The organism is Conexibacter stalactiti, from assembly GCF_033542075.1.
GTDB classification, from domain to species: Bacteria; Actinomycetota; Thermoleophilia; order Solirubrobacterales; family Solirubrobacteraceae; genus Conexibacter; species Conexibacter stalactiti.
On record NZ_JAWSTH010000042.1, the window covers coordinates 1 to 19,261 of the forward strand.

Here is a 19,261-nt window from a genome sequence, read left to right on the forward strand (position 1 = left end):
GGCACCGGACGGTCTCGCGCGGTGGGCGCGGCGCGCTGCTGCGCGTGCGGCTGCCCGCCGGGCGGCCGGTCGTGCTGCTGCGCGGCGGCCCAGCCGCCGAGGTGCGGCTGAGCGACGGCGGCCGCGGCGAGACGTTCGCGGTCGGCGCGGCGCGCGGCAGCACGCCGCGCTCGCTCGTCGGCGCCCGCCGCGCCCGCGCCGGCCTCGTCGAGCTGCGCGTGCTGCGCGGCGCGGTCACCGTCGACGGCGCCGCCGTCCGCCCCTAGCCCCCGCTCGACGCGCCCCTCCGCCCCATGCCCAACCGCTCGTTCGACGCGCCCTCCCTCCGCCCCATGCCCTACCGTGACGGGCGATGAGAGTCGCCACCCACTCCGGTTCCTTCCACGCCGACGACGTCTTCGCGCTCGCCGCGCTGACCCTGCTCACGAGAGCGGAGCCCGCCCGCGGGCCGCTGGAGATCGTGCGCACGCGCGATCCCGAGCTGCTCGCCGCCGCCGACCTGCGCGTCGACGTCGGCCAGCGCAACGACCCCGCCACGGGCGACTTCGACCACCATCAGCGCGGCGGCGCCGGAGAGCGCGCCAACGGCATCCGCTACGCCTCCTTCGGCCTCGTCTGGCGCGAGTTCGGCGCGCGCGTCGCGGGCGGCGACGACGAGGTCGCCCGTCGGATCGACGAGGTGCTCGTGCAGAGCGTCGACGCCAACGACACCGGACAGACGATCAGCAGCCCGCTGATCGGCGACGTGCAGGCGATGACGGTCTCGCACGCGATCGCGGCCTTCAACCCGAACTGGGACGAGGACGCCTCCAGCGCCGGCAAGCGGCGCGCCTTCGACGCCGCGCTGGAGTTCGCGACCGGGATCCTCGCGCGCGAGCTGGCCTCCGCGATCGCGCAGGTCAGCGCCGCCGCGCTCGTGCGCGCGGCGATCGCGCGCGCCGACGACCCGCGCCTGATCGAGCTGGACCGCGGCATGCCGTGGCACCGCGAGCTGGTGCCGAGCGCGCCGGACGCGCTCTACGTCGTCTACCCGCGCGAGCAGGACTGGGGCCTGCAGGCGGTCCCGCGCGTGCTCGGCGAGTTCACCAACCGCAAGGATCTGCCGGAGCCGTGGGCCGGCCGCTCCGACGCCGAGCTGGCCGAGGTGACCGGCGTCGCCGACGCCCGCTTCTGCCACAGCGGCCGCTTCATGGCCGTCGCCGGCAGCCGCGACGGCGTGCTGGAACTGGCGCGTCAGGCGCTCGCCCACGTCGACTGACGCCTCACCACGGGGTAGAGTGCCGCGCCCGTGGACGCCACCGGAGTAGACGCAGGCTCTTTTCTCGCGATCGTCGCCGTGGCGGCGCTCGCGGCCGTGATCGCGGGGATGGTCGCGACGAAGCTCGTCGTCCCCGTCGTCGTGCTGGAGCTGGTGCTGGGGATCGTGATCGGCCCCGAGGTGCTCGGGATCGCCGAGGCCGACCCGTTCGTCGACTTCTTCTCCAACCTCGGCCTCGGCATGCTGTTCTTCTTCGCCGGCTACGAGATCGACTTCCAGCGGATCAAGGGGCAGCCGCTGAAGCTGGCCGGGCTCGGCTGGCTGCTCTCGCTGGTGCTCGCGTACGCGCTCGGCGGGCTGCTGGCGGCGGCGGGCATCGTGCTGTCGCTGCTGTTCGTCGGCTCGGCGATGGCGACGACGGCGATCGGCACGCTGATCCCGATCCTGCGCGACGCCGGTGAGCTGAAGACCCGCTTCGGCACCTACCTGCTCGGCGCCGGCGCGATGGGCGAGTTCGGCCCGATCCTGCTGATCACGCTCGTCTTCTCGACGAAGACCGCGATCGAGAATGCGCTGATCCTGATCGCCTTCGTGATCGTCGCGGTGCTGGCGGGCGTGATCGCGGTGCGCTCGGTCGGCAAGGGCTGGGACCTCGTCGAGCGCACGCTGGAGACGAGCAGCCAGCTGGCGATCCGCGTCACCGTCGTGATCGTCTTCGCGCTCGCCGCGCTGGCCGCCTCACTCGGCCTCGACCTGCTGCTGGGCGGCTTCGTCGCCGGCGTGATCCTGCGGCTGGCGCTGCGCGGCCGCGAGGTCGAGGTGCTGGAGTCGAAGCTGACCGCCGTCGGCTACGGCTTCCTGATCCCCTTCTTCTTCGTCGCCTCCGGCATCAACGTCGACCTCGGCGCGCTGATCGACGATCCGGTCCAGTTCCTCAAGGTGCCGATGTTCGTCGTGCTGTTCCTGATCGTCCGCGGCGTCCCGGCGCTCGTGCTCTACCGCCGCGTGCTGGCCGCGCGCGATCGTGCCGCGCTCGCCTTCTTCTCCGCGACCGAGCTGCCGCTGGTCGTCGCGATCACGACGATCGCGGTCGAGGAGGGCCACATGCACTCCTCGACCGCCGCCAGCCTGATCGTCGCGGCGATCTGCTCGACGGCGATCTTCCCGATCGTCGGCCTCAAGCTGCGCGCCTCGGCCCCGCCGGAGCCGGCCGCGCCGGCCGCCGAGCCCGCACCGGCATAACCGTTGCGGCGGGCCGGGTACGGGGCCGAAGGTCTGAGTCCCGGGGGCACATTGGGGGATGCCCCTGATGTGCCGAGCGGTCACCGTTCCTAGGCTTCGCCCCACCACGGACTTCCCACCAGGAGGAACTGCATGAAACGTTCGCGGATCGCGTGCGCCGCGGTGCTCACGCTCGCGCTCGCGCCGCTCGGCGCCGGCACGGCGTCGGCCGCCAGAAGAGCCCAGGGCCCGCCGCCCCCGCCGAAGGCGACCGGCGGCAAGAAGGTCACGACCGTCGCGCAGGGCGTCCCGACGCCGACCCAGTTCGCGTTCGGGAGAGGCACGGTCTTCGTCGCCGGCGCCGGCGCCGAGGACGGCTCCGCCCCCGGCGGCATCTACACGCTCGCGGGCGGCAGAGCGACGCGTGTGAAGGGGTCGCCGAGAATGGTCTTCGGCCTGGCCTTCTCGGGCGGCACGCTCTACGCCTCCTCCGGCCCGACGATCGTCGCGGCCAGAGGCTGGAACGGCAAGACCTTCTCCGGCGGCTTCAAGACGATCTTCACCGGCCCGAAGGGCTTCACCGGCTTCAACGGGATCGCGATCGGCCCCGACGGCCTCATCTACGCCGGCGTCTCGATGGCGGAGAAGGGCGACAGCAAGAAGGTCGACGCGCCATTCGCGCAGTCGATCGTCACGCTCACGACCGACGGCAGAGACCTCAGAAGCTACGCGACCGGCCTGCGCCAGCCGTGGATGCTGACGTTCGCGCCCGGCGCCGACACGCCGCTGGCGACCGCGCTCGGCCAGGAGAACCTCGGCAGAAAGCAGCCGCCGGACTACGTGATCGCACCGGCTGACGGCGACGACTACGGCTTCCCGAGCTGCAACTGGAGCAAGCCGGCGGCGTGCGCCGACTTCGCCAGACCGCTGTCGCTGCTGCCGGCGCACAGCTCGCCGATGGGCATCGGCGTGATCGGCCAGAAGGTCTACCTCGCGCTCTTCACGGGCACGGGCAGAGGCCCGCAGGTCGTCTCCGTCCCGCTCGCGGGCGGCGACAAGACGACGCCGCTGCTGAACGGCTTCGCGGCGCCCGTCGTCGCGCTCGGCACCAACGGCGGCTGGGTCTACGCCGGCGACGTGACCGGCGCGATCTACCGCGTCAAGGGCTGAAGCCCGCTCGGCTCGCCGGCCGCTGCACGGTGCAGCGGCTGGCGGGCCGGCGCCTCAGTCCAGCTCGCTGCCGGCGGCGGCCGCGTGCAGCGGCCGCGGGCGGCGGCTGGAGCGACGGCCGAGGTGGCCCTCGCCGGCGGCCCCGGCGGCCGCGGGATGCTCGGGAACGCCTTCGGCCTCGAACATCATCAGCACGATGCCGGTCGTTCTCGTCTCGCCCTGCTCGCCGGCCTCGCGCAGGCGCTCGGCGCTCTCGGCCTCGATTCTCTCGATCGAGGCGAGCGTCTTCGCCATCTCTCTCGCGAGCTCCTTCCAGCCGCGCTCGTCGAGCGTGATGACGCTGCGGCTGAGGTGCGCGTCGTCGCCGTCGAAGCCGCCTCTGGAGGCCGCCGCGGAGACGTAGCCGGTGACCTGCTCGAGCGAGGCGCCGACCATCGCGCGCTTGACGATCGACGGGGTCTCGGCCCAGCCCTCGTCGGAGACCTTCGGACGTGCCTTCGCGCGGTAGTGGTGCTCTATCGCGCCGCGTCGCGGAGTCCGTCTGACCAGTTCGAGGAAGCCGAGCGCGTGCAGGCGGCGCACGTGGTAGCTCATGACGCCGAGCGACACTCCGAGCAGCTCCGACAGCTCGTTGGGGCTGGCCAGCTCGCGCTCCTCCAGGATCGCGAGGATGCGGATCCGCAGCGGATGGGCAAGCGCCTTGATCAGGCGTGGGTCGGTGATGTCGCTGTACGGCTTCATCGGCTCGTCTCGAGATCCTTCCGCAGGCGTCCTCGGAGTCGGTGGAGACGAACCTTGACGGTTCCTTCCGGGATGCCGAGCATCCGCGCCACCTGGGGTTGACTCAAATCTTCGGAATAGCGTAGAGCAAGCAACCTCCGGTCATCAACGGAGAGGCGGCCGACGACCTCGCCCACCTGGAGCTTGCGCAGCAGGTCCTCGCGCTGCTGCTCAGCCCGGTCGTCGGCGACCGTGGCGAGGATCGTCTCGTCGTCGAGCAGCTCCCGCTCGGAGCGCAGACGCCGCTTGTCGAGCAGCCTGAGCGCCTCGTTGCGCGCGATCTGACGCATCCACGGAATGCGCTCCTCCGAGCGGCAGCTCGCGCGTCGTCGCCACGCTCGCATGAGCGCTTCCTGGACCACGTCATCGACGTCGTGCGATGCCGGGAGGTACCGCCGGGCCTCTCGTGTCGCAGCCGCCCGCATGCGCTCCCAATCCCACCCCGTGTCTCCCGGCGGATGCTCGCGGACCCCCGCGATTGCTCCAGCCACACCCGCAAATATCGAGGTTTCCGAAAGATTCGCGAACTGTATGAAACGGTTGTGAGCGTTCAGAGGGTCTTGGTGGTCATGACGACGACCGCCTCCCCCTCAGCCGCCTTGATCGCCTATGAGCGATTGGCGCCGGTCTATGACCGCTTCACCGATGCGTACGACCACGACGGTTGGGTCGACCGCCTCGAAACGCTCGCGCGCGACCATGGCGTGCGCGGCCGCCGGGCCCTCGACGTCGCCTGCGGCACCGGCAAGAGCTTCGCCCCCTTGCTGCGTCGCGGATACGACGTGTGGGCCTGTGACCTCTCTCCCGCGATGGTCGCGCGAGCACGCGCGACCGGTCGCATCGAGCCCTCCCGCGTGCTCGTCGCGGACATGCGAGCGCTGCCAAAACTTGGCGCGGTTGACCTCGTCACGTGCCTCGACGACGCCGTCAACTACCTGCTCGAGGCCGACGACCTCGCCGCCGCCTTCGCGAGCGTCGCGCGTCGCCTGGCCCCGGATGGCGTCTACGTGTTCGACGCGAACACGCTGGCGACGTACCGCGACGGCTTCAGCGCGCGCGCCACCTTCGAGCGACCGCTCGCGGACGCGATCTGGCGCGGAGAGACGACCGGGCCGATCGTGCCCGGCGCGCTCTGCGCCGCCTCGATCGAGCTGGTCAGCGCGGCGGCCGTCAGCCGCCACGTTCAGCGCCACCACCCCGAGTCGACCGTCCGCACAGCCTTGGCGTCAGCCGGCCTCGCCTGCCGAGCCGTGCTGGGTCAGTCCCCCGGCGGCCTCCTGCACCCGGAGGCCGACGAGGAGACCCACACGAAGCTCGTGTATGTCGCGAGCCGCGCGGCGTGACGACCGCCACCCACGGCCACCACAGAGAGGAGGTGGAAACCGCATGAGCATCATCAAGCCCAGCATCATCAAGCCGATCATCAAGCCGTAATCGCCCGTGCTCACGGGCGTCGCCGGCCCTGCGCGGTGCCGGCGACGCCCGCGATCGGAGCTCGGAACGGAAATCCGGGAGAGCGAATCGCCCTGAACGGGTACTGCAGGAACTGGATGAGTGTCAGCGATACAACCCGTTCCGGCGACCGCTTCGTCTACGTGCTCGATCACGACGCAGGTCTGCGAAGCGTCCTGGAGGAGACCGATCGCGCCCGTTGCCGTCAGCACGCGGTCGCAGCGATCGCCGAAGTTCCCACAGGCCCTTGGGATCCAGGAGCCCAGCCGATGCCCGACGTCGAGCTCGGCCTGCTCGTGCTCGACGGCCTGCTGATCCGCGACGTGACGGTCGCGGAAGCCCGCTGCGGCGAGCTGATCGGCCCCGGCACGATCCTGCGGCCATGGGATGAGACCGGCCAGGACGCGCCGATGCGCCACGACGTCGACTGGCAGGTGATCGAGCCGATGCGCTTCGCCGTGCTCGACCAGCACTTCCTGCGCGTCGTCGCTCACTGGCCCCCGCTGATCACCGCGCTGGTCGCGCGCGCCAACGAGCGCGCGCAGGACCTCGCCGTGATGGTCAGCATCCACAGCCTCAAGCGCGTCGACGTGCGGCTGCTCGCCTTCTTCTGGCACCTCGCCGACCGCTACGGCAAGGTCACCTCCGACGGCGTGCTCGTGCCGCTCGCGCTGACCCACAGGCAGCTCGCGCTGCTGGTGGGGGCGCAGCGTCCGTCGGTCACCTCGGCGCTCGGCACCCTGACCGAGCGCGAGCTGCTGCGGCGCGACGACGACGGCCACTGGCTGCTGACCGGCGACCCACCGGAGGATCTCAGCGTGCTGGCGCCCAACGGCGTCGCGGCCTGACCCTTCGGCCGACCGCGACGTCGTCGCGCGTCTGACGGCTCAGACGGTCGTCGTCCCGGAGGAGGAGGCCGTCGCCGCGCCGGCTGTGCCACTGCCGTCGGCGGCGGCGCTCGCCCCGCGGTGCGGCCCCATCTCGATCAGCTCGTCGATCAGCGCCAGGGCGGCCGCGTGGGTGCGGTCGGTGTGGCGGCGGATCGAGCGGGCGGCGAAGGTGCCGGCGGCGTCGAGCCCGAGCCGCCGGTCGACGACCGCCGGCGAGGCGCGCGTGACCCAGCGCAGCGGACGGGCCCGCTCGCGCTTGCGGTCGTCGGCCCATTCGAGGCACCGGCGCTCACGCGCACGTTCGACCTCGGCGCTGCCGCGCGTGCCGACGACCTCGGCGGCATAGCGGTAGAGGTCCTGGCGGCGCTCGTCGTCGACGCGGTCGTTGTAGGCCCGCAGGAAGCCGCCGACGACCGGGCAGGCCGAAGCCGGACGGTCGCTGAACGGCTCGCCGGCGAGCATCGACGCAAGCTCCATCACGCAGGCGCCTTCGGTCGGCGCAGCGTGTTTGCCCTTGCTGAGGCGAATCGTCTGATGGCTCGCCTGCGCGCACTGCTCGGACATGGACCACCCCTTTCTGACATCTCAGCGGCACGGAAGGGGTACCCGCGCGCCCGCTTGCTGAGACCGCCCGCGGCAAGCGGGCGGACCGGCGCTACCCGTCCAACGCGCTGTTGACGAGCGCGTCGGCGGCGGCGTTCTGCGCGCGCGGGACCGTGCGGATCGTCCACGCGTCGAAGCCGGCGAGCGCCTCGAGCGCCGCCGCGTGCAGCGGTCTCAGCGCCGGATGCTTGACGCGGTAGTCGCCGCTGACCTGCCGTGCGACCAGCTCGGAGTCGCCGACGACCTCGACCTCGCGCGCGCCGAGCGCACGCGCCGCCTCCAGGCCGCGCAGCAGCGCGCGGTACTCGGCGACGTTGTTGGTCGCCTCGCCGATCGCCTCGGCGACCTGCTCGACCGTCTCCCCCTCCGGCGTCGAGACGACGACGCCGATCGCGGCGGGCCCAGGGTTGCCGCGGGCCCCGCCGTCGACGTGCAGGACGAGCCTCACACGCTCCCGTCGATGTGCACGGCCGGCCCCAGCGGCAGCTGCTCGGAGGCGCCGCGGCGTCGCCGGTCGCGGACCGTGCGGACGAACTCACCGTCACCGCTGGAGTCGCGCTCGCGGCGCTCACCTCTGCGGCGATCGACGATCACCGTCACGTTGTCATCGTCGGCGTAGTACGCCGTCAGCTTGTCGAAGAGCTCCTCAGCGAGCTCAGCGGGCACTACGCAATAGATCAACGGTCCTCGCCGGTCATCGACGACCAAGTGAGCGCATGCTAATGCAACGGCAGGACGCCACGTCGTGCCAGCTCACGCCGGCGTGAGCGCGCCGTACTCGTCCGCGACGGCGTTGGCCTCGACGCGGTCGGCCGGCTCCAGCTCCTCGAGCTCGTAGCCCTGACCGGCGCTGCGGACGGCGCCGCCGTCGAGGTCGACCTCGTAGCGGTACCAGCACAGCTCCCACGAGACGACGATCGTGACGATGCTCGCCGGCTCCTCGAGCGCGCGCGCGACGACGACCGGCGCGCCGAGCGAGCGGGCGACGCCCGCGATCGTGCGCGGGTGCTCGCTCTGGTTGAAGCGCTCGATCGCGGTCGCGGTGCGCTGCTCGACGTTGGTCGGCACCGCGCGCACCTGGCGCAGCTCGCGCTGCGGCTCCAGCCGCTCGACGCGGGAGGAGGAGCGCGCCGGAGAGGCGTCGCGCGGCTCGTCGTGGCCGCGGCTGCCGCCGTTGGGCGCGGCGCCGTCGTCGGGCCGCGGCCGCTTGAGGCGGCTGAACAGCGAGCGACGGCGCTCGCCGGAGGCCGGGCGCGTGCCGCGCTCCAGCGCCGCGCCCTCGCGCACCCACCCTTCGTGCAGCGCGCGCGGCTGGCACAGCTCGCAGACCTCGCGACGGGTTCCCCCGACGAGATAGGTCTCCGCGCGTTCACCGCGCAACAGCGTCCGGCCGCAGACGTCGCACGAGACGTGCGCCTGCGTGGTCCGGATGTCCTTCGTCGCCATGAGGTCGGTGAGGATAGCGACCCGCGGCCGACCTCCGGCGTCTACGCGTGCGCCGCCTCCTGCTCGCGCACCTGCTCGACGACTCTCCCGGCAAGGTGCGGCGGCACCTCCTCATAGCGCAGGAACTCCATCGAGAACTCGCCCTGCCCTCCGGTGATCGCGCGCAGATCTGGCGCGTAGGAGAGCATCTCGGCCATCGGCACCTCGGCTCTGACCTCGGTCATGCCGGCGTTCGGCTCCATTCCCAGCGGCCGCCCGCGGCGGCTGTTGAGGTCTCCGATCACGTCGCCGACCGACGCCTCCGGCGCCAGCACCGCGACGAGCATGATCGGCTCCAGCAGCACCGGCCGCGCATGCTCCAGCGCGTCTCTCATCGCGTGCGCGCCGGCGACCTTGAACGCCATCTCGGAGGAGTCGACCGAGTGGTAGGAGCCGTCGACGAGCCGCACGCGCACGTCCTTGACCGGATAGCCGGCGACGGTGCCGTGCTCCATCGCCTCCAGCACGCCCTTCTCGACGGCGGGGATGAAGCCGCCCGGGATCGCGCCGCCTCTGATCGCGTTGACGAACTCGAAGCCCTCCCCCGCGCTCAACGGCTCGATCTCGATTCTGCAGTCGCCGAACTGCCCGCGGCCGCCGCTCTGCTTCTTGTGGCGGCCGTGCGCCTTCGCCTGCGCGCGGATCGTCTCCTGATACGGCACGCGCGGCGGCTTCAGCGTCACCTCGGCGCCGAAGCGCTCCCGCAGCCGCGCGATCACGACCTCGACATGGATCTGCGAGAGGCCGGCGACGATCTGCTCGCCGGTCTGCTGGTCGCGGTGGAGGTCGATCGTCGGGTCCTCCTCCTGCAGCCGCCGCAGCGCGGTGAAGACCTTGTCCTCGTCGCCCTTCGTCTTCGGCTCGATCGCGAACGCCATCACGGGCGCCGGCAGCGGGATCGACGGCATCGAGATCGGCTCGTCGCGCGCCGCCAGCCAGTCGCCGGCGGTCGTCTCCTTCAGCTTCGCGACGGCGCCGATGTCGCCCGGCCCGAACTCGTCGACGTGGGCGGTCTCTCTGCCGCCGAACGCGAGCAGCTGCCCGATCCGCTCCTTCGCGTGGGCGCGCGTGTTCAGCACGTGGCTGTCGTGCGCCATCACGCCCTGGTAGACGCGGAAGAGGTTGATGCGGCCGGCAAAGGGATCGGCGCGCGTCTTGAAGACGTAGGCGTAGAGGTCGGCCTCCTCGACCGGCTCGAGCGTCATCCCCGCGACCTCCAGCCCGCCGTGCTTGACCGGCGACGGCAGGTCCTCGACGATCGCGTCGAGCAGCCGGTTGGTCGCGAGATTGCGCGTCGCGACGCCGCACGTGACGGGGAAGAGCGCGCCGTGGTTGGTCCCCTCCTTGAGCGCGTCGACGATCTCCTGGTGCGAGATCTCGGCGCCGTCGAGGTAGCGCTCCATCAGCGCGTCGGAGTTCTCGGCGACCTCGTCCATCAGTCTCTCGCGGTAGCTCTGCGCCTCGTCGGCCAGCTCTGCCGGGATCGGGATCTCGCGGCAGTTGTCGCGGCCGTCGCCGTCGTAGGAGTACGCCTTCATGTCGACGAGGTCGATCACGCCGGCGACGTCGTGCTCGCGCCCGATCGGGATCTCGGTCGCGACGACGTGCGGGCCGAAGGCGGCCTTCAGGCTCTCCAGCGTGCGAAAGAAGTCGGCGCGCTCGCGGTCGAGCATGTTGACGAAGACCAACCGCGCGAGGTCCAGCTCAGCCGCGCGCGACCACAGGCGCGTCGTCGAGACCTCGACGCCCATGACGGCGTTGACGACGAAGATCGCCGACTCGCAGACGCGCAGCGAGCCGAGCGCGTCGGCGACGAAGCTCGGCTCGCCGGGCGTGTCGATCAGGTTGACCTTGCGGTCCTGCCATTCGAACGACGCCAGCGACGCGGAGATCGACATCTGGCGGGCCTTCTCGTCCGGATCGGCGTCGGAGAACGTCGTACCGTCGGTGACCTTGCCGAGCCGGTTGACGGCGCCGGCGGTGTAGAGCAGCGCTTCGTGCAGGGAGGTCTTGCCGCTGCCGCGGTGACCGACGAGGGCGACGTTCCGGATCCTGCCGGCGGACTTGTGCATGCCCGATCTCCTCTGCTCGAGTTGATCGGACACTACCTCCGGTGACCAGCCTCGCCTAGAGGCTGGTCACCGCGCGGTCACGCCAGGTTTCAGAGACCGGCTTCGGCGTCTTCGCTCTGCAGGCGAGAGCGGAGGCGCAGAACGGCCTTCGTGTGCAGCTGCGAGATCCGTGACTCGGTCACGCCGAGCACCTCGCCGATCTCGCGCAGCGTCAGGTTCTCGTAGTAGTAGAGCGCGATCACGAGCTTCTCCCGCTCGGGCAGGCGCGCGATCGCGTCCGCCACGCGGTCCTTCAGCTCGCTCGCGTCGACGATCTTCTCGGGATCGGGCGCGTCCGGGTCCTGCAGCGTGTCGAGCAGCGATATCTGGTCGCCGCTGGCGTCCGACACGGTCCACAGCTCGTCGAGCGCGGCGATCGTCGAGTTCGAGATCTGGATCAGCGCGTCCTGGAACTCGTCCATCGTCATGTCGAGCTCGTTCGCCATCTCCTCGTCCGTCGGCGCGCGCTGCAGCTTGTGCTCCAGCTTCGCGTTGGCGCGCTCGATCTCGCGGGCACGCGCGCGCACCGACCGGGGAACCCAGTCGAGCGAGCGCAGCTCGTCGATGATCGCGCCGCGGATGCGGGGGATCGCGTACGTCTCGAACTTGATCTCGCGGCCGAGGTCGAAACGCTCGATCGCCGAGATCAGGCCGATCAGTCCATAGGAGATGAGATCCGCCTCTTCCACGTGGGCGGGCAAGCCGGAGGCCATGCGGCCAGCGACGTACTTCACCAACGGTGAATAGGCAACGACCAGTCGCTCACGGGCACGCCCGTCGCCGCTCGCTTTGTAGCGGCGCCAGAGATCCTTGAGCTCGATCGCTTTGACGTTTGTTTCCAGCGCCGCCCCCTCCGCCTACGCCCGAGGATGGCTGTTTGCGTATGCCGACCTCAGCCTCGCGGACTCTACCCGAGTGTAGACCTGAGTCGTCGAGATGCTCGCATGTCCGAGCAGCTCTTGGATCGACCGGAGGTCCGCCCCGTTGTCCAGGAGATGGGTCGCGAAACTGTGCCGGAGCGCGTGCGGGGAGACCCCGCCGGCCGTCGAGACGCCGGCCGCCTGCCGTGCCCAGACGCGCAGCCGGCGGCGCACGTCGGAGGTCGACAGGCGCCGTCCGGACTTTGAGAGGAAGAGTGCGCCGTCGCTCTCGGGCGTCGCCAACGCGGGGCGCGCCTTCTCGATGTAGCGGGCGATCGCCGCCAGCGCCGGTTCGCCCGTCGGGACGATCCGCGTCTTGGAGCCCTTGCCCTCGACACGGACGCGCTCCCCGTCGAACTCGATCGAGGCGACGTCGAGCGTGACCAGCTCCTCGGCGCGCAGGCCGGACGCGTAGGCCAGCTCGAACAGCGCGCGGTCGCGCAGCGAGAGCGCCGTGTCGGCGGGGATGCGGTCGAGCAGCGCGGCGACCTCGGAGGGCTTCAGCACGTACGGCAGGCGCGAGCCCTTGCGCGGCGCCGACAGCAGGTCGGCGGGGTTCTGCTGCAGCTCGCCGTGCTCGACGAGCGTGCGGAAGAGCGAGCGCAGCGAGGCGAGCTTGCGGGCGACCGTCGTCGGCGCCTGGCCGTCAGCAGTCAGACCGGCGGCGTAGCGGCGCAGCGCGCGCGGCGTGATCGCGGCCGGGGTCAGACCATGGCCGGTCGCCCAGCGCACGAACTGCCCGCCGTCGACGGCGTAGGCGTGGCGCGTCTTCTCCGCGGCCCCACGACGGCGCAGGTCCTGCTCCTGCAGCAGCAGGGCGCGGCGCCAGCCGTCGGCGACGGTCTCGCCGCTAGGCTGCGTGGTCATGGCCTTGTTCTTCATCGATACAGACACCGGTCAGATCGCCACCCGTAGACAGCTCGTCGAAGCCGGGTTGATGACCGACACCGACGGGCCTGAGCGCCCATGGTTTCGCATCCAGGGTACGGATGATGCGACCACCTTGTGGTACGCCGTCATGCGGAAGGAGACACGTGGGATCTTCATCGGCGCTCTCGCTATTCGCCACAGCGACCATCATGCCTCTTTGCTGAACCAAGGTTGGAAAGAAATCTCTGTGGAAGAGCTGCGCGCGGGGCCCACGAACGGATCAGCTCAGGCGATGTAGATCGGCGTGTCGACGGGCGTCAGGTCATACAGCTCGACGACGTCGGGGATCGCCATCCGCACGCAGCCGTGCGACGCGGCGGTGCCGAGCGAGTAGACGGCGTCGGTGCCGTGTATCCCGGCGCCGTCGAATATCCCCATCCAGCGAGCCTTGATCGGGTTCGACGGGCCCGGCGGCACGGTCGTGCCGGCGAGGTCGCCGGCCCAGGCGCTGTTCGGCACGCTCCAGACCGGGTCGACCGCCTTGTTCTGGATCGCGTAGAGACCCTCCGGCGTGTCGAGGCCGACCGCGCCGATCGCGACGGTGTACTCCTTCGCGACTCTCAGGTCCTTCCACAGGTAGAGCTTGAAGTTCGCGCGGTCGACGGTGATCACCGTCGGGTACTCCTGTGCCAGCTGCGCGGTCGAGACCTTCGGTCTGACGACCTCCGCCTGCGCCTCGATCGTGCGCGAGCCGCCGACGGTGCCCAGCTCGCGCGCGACCGCGCGCCGCAGCCGGCGGGCGTCGACGGTGACGCCGTCCTGCCCCTCGACCTCGCCGAGCGAGCTGCCGGAGAAGCTGACGGTCGCGTCCTTCGGCGGCCGGTCGAGCGCTCTGACTGTCTCGGCGACGAAGCGGTCGACCGCGCGGTCGTCGAAGGCGATCCGCGCGCGCACGCGCTCGTCGACGGTGCCGCCGGTCACCGAGCGGCTGACGCGCGCGAAGATCGATCCCTCGCGGCTGACCGCGAGCGCGTCGCCGACCATCGCTCTGTACTGCGCGCGCACGCGGGCGACGCGCGGGGAGAGCACGTACCGCTTTCTCTCGAACGTGACGACGACCGGTCTCGCGAGCCGGCGGTGCAGCTCGTCGGCGAGCTTGTCGCGCGCCGCCGCGGGCTTCAGCCCGCCGAGCTCGACGCCGCCGACGACGACGCCGTCGGCGATCGTGTCGCGCTGGCTGTGGTCGTACGCGTAGGCTCCCACCGCCCCGACCAGCAGGACGGCGACCAGCCCGGCGACGATGAGGAATCGACGACTTCGCACCCGGTCTCCCAGCGCCGGATTCTACGGGCGCTCCGGTCGGAAGAGCCGTGATGCACAGCTTTTCTCGGCGAAGCTGCGCAGTTGCGGAGTGCCGACGCGCCAGCGCGGCGCGTCGCGCCCTAGCCGCGGACGGGCCTCGTACCGGCCAGGACCGGGGTGAGCCGCTCCGCCAGCTGGTGCCAGTCGGCGGCGCAGATCACGCCCTCCTCCTCGCACAGCTCGCGATTCCACGGGTGCAGGATCGTCGCGGGGACGATCCGCTCCTCCTGCGCCCGCAGGATGTTCGCCGGGCTGTCGTCGATCAGCACGTCGATCTCGATCTCGGTGCAGCGCGTGACCTTGTCGAAGGAGCAGTACAGCTCGTCGTGCGGCAGCCCGATCTCGTCGAGCCAGCGGGCGGTCGCCTCGTGCGCGTCCTGCGCGCGGTGGCTGGTGATGTGGATGAAGTGGCCGGCATCGTGCCAGGCGCTGACGACCTCGACGGCACCCTCGTACGGTCTCGCGCCGAGCACGTGGACGGCCGCGTGGCTCTCCGCCGTCAGCGCCGCGACCTGCTCGGGACGGAGCCGGTCGATGTCGTAGGTGATCTGGTCCTCGTAGGTGAGCGCGACGCCGAAGCGCTTGCGCGCGAGCTTCGCGAAGACGTCCCAGTAGTCATGGAGGGTCGAGTCGATGTCGATGGCGATGCGCATTGACAGTTAGGGTAGACGGGCGATGGCGCACGTGACGGCAGCCAGGGACGGCTTGACATCGCCCCGTGCGGCGGCGGGGCCGCGCTCGGCGTGGCTCGACGTCGACTGGCGCGAGCACCAGCGCTGGGTGCGCGTCGACGGTCGCTGGGCGAACGTCGTGGAGCTGGGCTCCGGGCCGCCGCTGCTGTTCGTCCACGGTCTCTCCGGCTGCTGGCAGAACTGGCTGGAGCAGCTGCCCGCGTTCGCGGCCTCCCACCGCGTGATCGCCGTCGACCTGCCGGGCTTCGGCGCCTCCGAGCTGCCCGCGCGCGAGGTCTCGATGGCCGGCTACGCCGGCTTCCTCGACCAGCTGCTCGACGCCCTCGACGTCGCGGGGCCGGTCACCGTCGTCGGCAACTCGATGGGCGGCTTCGTCGCGATCGAGCTGGCGCTGGCGCTGCCGCGGCGGGTCGAGCGGCTGGTGCTGGTCGCGGCGGCCGGGATCTCCGGCGACCGCGTCAACCGCGCGCCGGCGCTGACCGCTGCGCGCGGGCTGGCGATCGTGACGGCGTGGGGCGCCTCCCGCCACGAGCCGTTCGCGCGCCGGCCGGGGCTGCGGCGGCTCGTGCTGCGGTTCGTCGCCCGCCATCCGGAGCGGCTGCCGGCGCCGCTGGCCTACGAGCTGATGGAAGGGTCCGGCAGAGCGGGCTTCCTGCCCGCGCTCGACTCGCTGCTGAGCTACAACGTGCGCGACCGGCTGGAGCAGATCGCCTGCCCGACGCTGATCGTCTGGGGCGCCGACGACAAGGTCGTCCCGCTCGCCGACGCCCACCGCTTCGAGCGCCTGATCACGGGCTCGCGCAAGGTGATCCTGCCCCACACCGGCCACGTGCCGATGCTCGAGCGCCCGCTGATCTTCAACGGGCTGCTGGCGAGCTTCCTCGGCGAGTAGGCGCTCTCGCCTCAGTGCGTGACGGCGCCCTCGGAGGCGTTGCCGACGAGCTTGGCGTACTTGCGGATCGCCACGTCGACGTTGTGGTCGTGGCGCGGCGGGACCTCGTACACGCGCAGCCGCTCCTCGATCTGGGCGTCCGTCAGGTCGACGTCGATGCGGCGGTTGTCGACATCGATCGTGATCGTGTCGCCGGTCTTGAGCGCCGCGATCGGGCCACCGTGGACCGACTCGGGCGCGATGTGACCGGCCATGAAGCCGTGGCTGGCGCCGGAGAAGCGGCCGTCGGTGATCAGCGCGACGCTGTCGCCGAGGCCCTCGCCGATGATCGCGGCGGTGACGGCGAGCATCTCGCGCATGCCGGGGCCGCCGGCCGGACCTTCGTTGCGGATCACGACGATGTCGTCGGCCTCGATCTCGCTCGCGAGCACGGCTCTCATCGCCGCCTCCTCGCCGTCGAAGACCTTCGCGGGGCCGACGTGGAAGCGGCGCTCGTGGCCGGCGAGCTTGATGACGCTGCCGTCGGGCGCGACGTTGCCTCTCATGATCGCGAAGCCGCCAGTGGCCTTCAGCGGCTCCTCGAGCGGCCGCACGACGACCTGTCCGGGCGTCTCCTGCGCGGCGGCGGCGATCTCGCCGGCGGTCTGGCCGGTGACCGTGATCGCGTCGGCGTGCAGTCTGCCGTGCTCTCTCAGGCGCTTGAAGACGACGGGGACGCCGCCGGCGGCGTAGAGGTCGGTGGCGTTGTATCTGCCGCCCGGGGCGAGGTCGCAGAGCATCGGCGTGGCTTCGCTGATGCGGTCGAACTCGTCGATCTTGAGCGGAACGCCCATCTCCTTGGCGACCGCCAGCAGGTGCAGGACGGCGTTGGTCGAGCCGCCGCTCATCGCGACGGCGGCGATCGCGTTCTCGAGCGCTTGCTTGGTGATCACGTCGCTGGGACGCAGGCCGCGTCTGAGCACGTCCATCACCAGCTCGCCGACCTGGAAGGCGACCTCGCGCTTTCTGCCGTCCTCGGCGGGCACCATCGCGGAGCCGGCGGGCGAGATTCCGAGCACCTCGAAGGCCATCGCCATCGTGTTGGCGGTGAACTGGCCGGCGCAGGCGCCGGCGCCGGGCGAAGCGGCCTCTTCGAGCGCGTGCAGCTCCTCGTCGCTGATTCTGCCGACGGCGTGGGCGCCGACGGCCTCGAAGACGTTGAGGATCGTCACCTCTTCGCCTTTGTAGACGCCGGGGCGGATCGAGCCGCCGTAGAGCATCAGCGAGGGGATGTCGAGACGCGCGAGCGCCATCACGGTGCCCGGGATCGTCTTGTCACAGCCGCTGATCACGACGATCGCGTCGAAGTGGTGGGCGCTGGCGACCAGCTCGATCGAGTCGGCGATCAGCTCACGTGAGACGAGCGACGCGCGCATTCCCGAGGTGCCCATCGTGATGCCGTCGGAGATCGCGATCGTGTTCAGCTCCATCGGCGTGCCGCCGGCCGCACGGATCCCTTCCTTCACTCTCGCCGCGAGCACGCGGTTGTTGAAGTTGCACGGCATCGTCTCGATCCACGAGTGCGCGACACCGACGATCGGCTTCGCGAGGTCCTCGGCCGAGTAGCCGATCCCGTGGAGATAGGAGCGTGCCGCGGCGCGGTGCGGGCCCTCGGTCAGGGCGCGGCTGCGGTGCTTGAGGTCGAACGGTTCCTGGCTCACGACATCGGGACTCTACTGTCCCGTGTCGAGCCGCCATCGTCGCCGCTGGGTCCTTCCCCACCGCCGCCGGGACGGTCGGCGGCGCGAGCGCGGGCACGCTCCCACTGCCGCAGACGCCACAGGTCACGCTTGACCTGGCGGGGGTCGATCTGGCGGCCCGGCAGGTGCATGTTGGAGGAGCCGATCAGCCGCCGCTCGTCGCCGGTGAGCGCCATCCACTTGGCGAGCACGTCGTCGGAGTCGGGCAGTCTGGCGCTGCCGTAGGGGCGCGTCTGGTCGGGGAACTCGACGCAGTACTCGTTCAGCAGGCGGCCGGTCTGCGGGACGTAGGCGAGGATCGGCTTGTGCGGGTAGACGAGGTAGCCGTAGGGCTCGTCGCGCGCCGCGTCGCGACCTCTGGTGCCCCACACGCGGATGAAGCCGAGGTCGCGGTACATCTCCCAGTCCTCGTCGTTGACGCACGACTTCAGCAGTTGGCGGGCGCGCGCCTCGGCGCGCCGCTCACGGCCGGGATCGACGTCGAACTCGGCGACCTGCGGGAGGCGCCGGCGGCGGGCGCGATGGTGGCCGATCGCCTGCTCGATCCGCGGCAGCACGACCTCGCCGAGCAGAGCGAGGATGACGATCCCGGTGGCGGCGAGAGCGAGGACCACCGGCCGGCCCGCCTACTGCCCGCCGGAGGCGCGTGGGAAGAAGATGACGCGCTCGGCGTCGCGCGGGATCTCTTCGAAGCTGCGCGCCATCTGCGCTTCGCGCCGGCCCGCGCGGTCGACGAGCGGCACCGCCGCCCACATCCCGCTGTCGAGCTGGCGGCGAAACTCCGCGACCAGCTCCTGTTCCTGTTCCTGCACGTCGACGTCGCCCTCGGCGATCAGCACCTCTCCGTGCCCCGGTCTCATGCGCAGGAACTTCATGGGCGGATTATGCCAGAGCGTTTATGTCGCGCTTACGATCGGTGCGTGGCGGGGCGTCGTGGCGCGTCTCAGCGCGTCTCAGCGCGGCCGGCGCCCCTCGCCGCGGCCGGCGCCCCTCAGCGCGTCCAGACAGGCGGGCGGGCGCGGATGCCGAGCGCATCGACCGGCCCGGCGCCTCTGCCGATCTCGCGCAGCCCGTCGCGCACGGCGCGCGCGGCGACCTGCTTCGCGGCGCGCGCGGCGTCGGCGATCGACAGCCCGAGCGCGAGATGGGCCGCCAGCGCGGAGGAGTGGGTGCAGCCAGAGCCGTGGGCGGCGCCGTCCGGGTAGCGCTCGCCGGGGATCTCGATCGTCGTCTCGCCGTCGAACAGCACGTCGGTCGCCTGCTCGCGGTGGCCGCCGGTGACGACGACGTAGCGCGGGCCGAGCGCGTGGATCGCGCGCGCCAGCTCCGGCGCGTCGCTGTCATCGCCGGCGGCGGCGATCACACGCGCCTCGGGCACGTTCGGGGTGGTGACGGTCACGCGCGGCAGCAGCGTCTCGACCAGCGCCGTGCGCGCATCGGGCTCCAGCAGCGGCGCACCCGACTCGGAGACCATCACCGGGTCGAGCACCACCGGCGTCCCGTCGGGCAGCTCGTCGAGCGCCCGCACCACCGCCTCGATCGTCACCGCCGTTCCGAGCATCCCGATCTTGACCGCATCGACGCCGATGTCGCGCGCCACCGCCCGCACCTGCGCGACGATCATCTCGGGATCGATCGCCAGGACCGCGTCGACCCCCACCGTGTTCTGCGCCGTCAGCGCCGTGATCGCCGTCATGCCGTGCACGCCGCAGGCGGCGAACGCCTTCAGGTCGGCCTGGATCCCGGCGCCGCCGCCGGAGTCGGAGCCCGCGATCGAGAGCACCGCGGGGATCGTTCTCGCTGTCACGGCGAGCAG

The 19,261-nt window shown here is 71.4% G+C and carries 23 protein-coding genes; 8 read left to right on the forward strand and 15 right to left on the reverse strand.

Annotated elements, in window-relative coordinates; translation table 11 throughout:
- The 4 genes from R7226_RS16030 to R7226_RS16045 form a co-directional block, all read left to right on the forward strand.
- Positions 1 to 266: hypothetical protein (locus tag R7226_RS16030; protein WP_318598199.1), on the forward strand; the 266-nt coding region annotated here is incomplete at its 5' end.
- Positions 267 to 352: 86 nt separating this feature from the next.
- Positions 353 to 1,258 (forward strand): MYG1 family protein, encoded by a 906-nt coding sequence (locus R7226_RS16035; RefSeq protein WP_318598200.1) that lies wholly within the window; start codon positions 353 to 355, stop codon positions 1,256 to 1,258.
- A 30-nt stretch (positions 1,259 to 1,288) separates the two neighbouring features.
- Positions 1,289 to 2,500: a cation:proton antiporter gene (locus R7226_RS16040; protein ID WP_318598201.1), complete on the forward strand. Its 1,212-nt coding sequence runs from the start codon at positions 1,289 to 1,291 to the stop codon at positions 2,498 to 2,500.
- A gap of 132 nt (positions 2,501 to 2,632) precedes the next feature.
- Positions 2,633 to 3,649 (forward strand): PQQ-dependent sugar dehydrogenase, encoded by a 1,017-nt coding sequence (locus tag R7226_RS16045; protein ID WP_318598202.1) that lies wholly within the window; start codon positions 2,633 to 2,635, stop codon positions 3,647 to 3,649.
- Between the two features lie 54 nt (positions 3,650 to 3,703).
- On the opposite strand, the gene R7226_RS16050 is transcribed toward R7226_RS16045, so the two are convergent.
- On the reverse strand, positions 3,704 to 4,390 hold the full coding sequence (locus R7226_RS16050) for an ArsR/SmtB family transcription factor (protein ID WP_318598203.1): 687 nt from the start codon (positions 4,388 to 4,390) through the stop codon (positions 3,704 to 3,706).
- Positions 4,387 to 4,854 carry an RNA polymerase sigma factor gene (locus tag R7226_RS16055; RefSeq protein ID WP_318598205.1) on the reverse strand — a complete coding sequence of 156 codons (468 nt, stop codon included), beginning with the start codon at positions 4,852 to 4,854 and terminating at the stop codon, positions 4,387 to 4,389. The genes R7226_RS16050 and R7226_RS16055 overlap by 4 nt, the downstream gene beginning before the upstream one ends.
- A 33-nt stretch (positions 4,855 to 4,887) precedes the next feature.
- Here R7226_RS16055 and R7226_RS16060 point away from each other — a divergent pair, with 33 nt between their 5' ends.
- Together R7226_RS16060 and R7226_RS16065 are read left to right on the forward strand one after the other, a co-directional pair.
- A complete protein-coding gene (locus R7226_RS16060) occupies positions 4,888 to 5,772 on the forward strand; it encodes a class I SAM-dependent DNA methyltransferase (protein WP_318598206.1) in 885 nt (294 codons plus the stop codon).
- Between the two features lie 378 nt (positions 5,773 to 6,150).
- On the forward strand, positions 6,151 to 6,729 hold the full coding sequence (locus R7226_RS16065) for a Crp/Fnr family transcriptional regulator (protein ID WP_318598207.1): 579 nt from the start codon (positions 6,151 to 6,153) through the stop codon (positions 6,727 to 6,729).
- 39 nt (positions 6,730 to 6,768) lie between these two features.
- On the opposite strand, the gene R7226_RS16070 is transcribed toward R7226_RS16065, so the two are convergent.
- The 7 genes from R7226_RS16070 to R7226_RS16100 form a co-directional block, all read right to left on the reverse strand.
- A complete protein-coding gene (locus tag R7226_RS16070; RefSeq protein ID WP_318598208.1) occupies positions 6,769 to 7,335 on the reverse strand; it encodes a hypothetical protein in 567 nt (188 codons plus the stop codon).
- 91 nt (positions 7,336 to 7,426) lie between these two features.
- Positions 7,427 to 7,822: a ribonuclease HI family protein gene (locus tag R7226_RS16075; protein WP_318598209.1), complete on the reverse strand. Its 396-nt coding sequence runs from the start codon at positions 7,820 to 7,822 to the stop codon at positions 7,427 to 7,429.
- Complete coding sequence (locus tag R7226_RS16080; protein WP_318598210.1) at positions 7,819 to 8,040, reverse strand: hypothetical protein; 222 nt, start codon at positions 8,038 to 8,040, stop codon at positions 7,819 to 7,821. The genes R7226_RS16075 and R7226_RS16080 overlap by 4 nt, the downstream gene beginning before the upstream one ends.
- Positions 8,041 to 8,127: 87 nt before the next feature.
- Positions 8,128 to 8,820 carry a hypothetical protein gene (locus R7226_RS16085; protein WP_318598211.1) on the reverse strand — a complete coding sequence of 231 codons (693 nt, stop codon included), beginning with the start codon at positions 8,818 to 8,820 and terminating at the stop codon, positions 8,128 to 8,130.
- 41 nt (positions 8,821 to 8,861) lie between these two features.
- Entirely contained in the window at positions 8,862 to 10,931 is a 2,070-nt protein-coding gene (gene fusA, locus R7226_RS16090) for an elongation factor G (RefSeq protein ID WP_318598212.1), read from the reverse strand.
- A gap of 89 nt (positions 10,932 to 11,020) precedes the next feature.
- Positions 11,021 to 11,812 carry an RNA polymerase sigma factor WhiG gene (whiG, locus tag R7226_RS16095; RefSeq protein WP_318598254.1) on the reverse strand — a complete coding sequence of 264 codons (792 nt, stop codon included), beginning with the start codon at positions 11,810 to 11,812 and terminating at the stop codon, positions 11,021 to 11,023.
- 15 nt (positions 11,813 to 11,827) lie between these two features.
- Positions 11,828 to 12,757, reverse strand: a complete 930-nt coding sequence (locus tag R7226_RS16100) for a tyrosine recombinase XerC (protein WP_318598213.1) — start codon at positions 12,755 to 12,757, stop codon at positions 11,828 to 11,830.
- Between R7226_RS16100 and R7226_RS16105 the strand changes: the two genes are divergently transcribed.
- Entirely contained in the window at positions 12,756 to 13,058 is a 303-nt protein-coding gene (locus R7226_RS16105; RefSeq protein ID WP_318598214.1) for a hypothetical protein, read from the forward strand. The two genes, R7226_RS16100 and R7226_RS16105, sit on opposite strands and share 2 nt — an antisense overlap.
- On the opposite strand, the gene R7226_RS16110 is transcribed toward R7226_RS16105, so the two are convergent.
- Positions 13,046 to 14,083, reverse strand: coding sequence for a L,D-transpeptidase family protein (locus tag R7226_RS16110; RefSeq protein ID WP_318598215.1), 1,038 nt, complete (start codon positions 14,081 to 14,083; stop codon positions 13,046 to 13,048). The genes R7226_RS16105 and R7226_RS16110 overlap by 13 nt on opposite strands.
- Before the next feature lie 119 nt (positions 14,084 to 14,202).
- Complete coding sequence (locus tag R7226_RS16115; RefSeq protein ID WP_318598216.1) at positions 14,203 to 14,775, reverse strand: 5' nucleotidase, NT5C type; 573 nt, start codon at positions 14,773 to 14,775, stop codon at positions 14,203 to 14,205.
- 52 nt (positions 14,776 to 14,827) lie between these two features.
- Between R7226_RS16115 and R7226_RS16120 the strand changes: the two genes are divergently transcribed.
- Positions 14,828 to 15,706, forward strand: a complete 879-nt coding sequence (locus R7226_RS16120; protein ID WP_318598217.1) for an alpha/beta fold hydrolase — start codon at positions 14,828 to 14,830, stop codon at positions 15,704 to 15,706.
- Positions 15,707 to 15,717: 11 nt separating this feature from the next.
- Here R7226_RS16120 and ilvD read toward each other — a convergent pair whose 3' ends face one another.
- The 4 genes from ilvD to thiD form a co-directional block, all read right to left on the reverse strand.
- Complete coding sequence (ilvD, locus tag R7226_RS16125) at positions 15,718 to 17,406, reverse strand: dihydroxy-acid dehydratase (RefSeq protein ID WP_318598218.1); 1,689 nt, start codon at positions 17,404 to 17,406, stop codon at positions 15,718 to 15,720.
- Positions 17,403 to 18,059: a hypothetical protein gene (locus R7226_RS16130; protein WP_318598219.1), complete on the reverse strand. Its 657-nt coding sequence runs from the start codon at positions 18,057 to 18,059 to the stop codon at positions 17,403 to 17,405. The genes ilvD and R7226_RS16130 overlap by 4 nt, the downstream gene beginning before the upstream one ends.
- Before the next feature lie 12 nt (positions 18,060 to 18,071).
- Complete coding sequence (locus R7226_RS16135) at positions 18,072 to 18,320, reverse strand: hypothetical protein (RefSeq protein ID WP_318598220.1); 249 nt, start codon at positions 18,318 to 18,320, stop codon at positions 18,072 to 18,074.
- Positions 18,321 to 18,436: 116 nt separating this feature from the next.
- Complete coding sequence (thiD, locus tag R7226_RS16140) at positions 18,437 to 19,252, reverse strand: bifunctional hydroxymethylpyrimidine kinase/phosphomethylpyrimidine kinase (RefSeq protein ID WP_318598221.1); 816 nt, start codon at positions 19,250 to 19,252, stop codon at positions 18,437 to 18,439.
- Between the last annotated feature and the right edge of the window lie 9 nt (positions 19,253 to 19,261).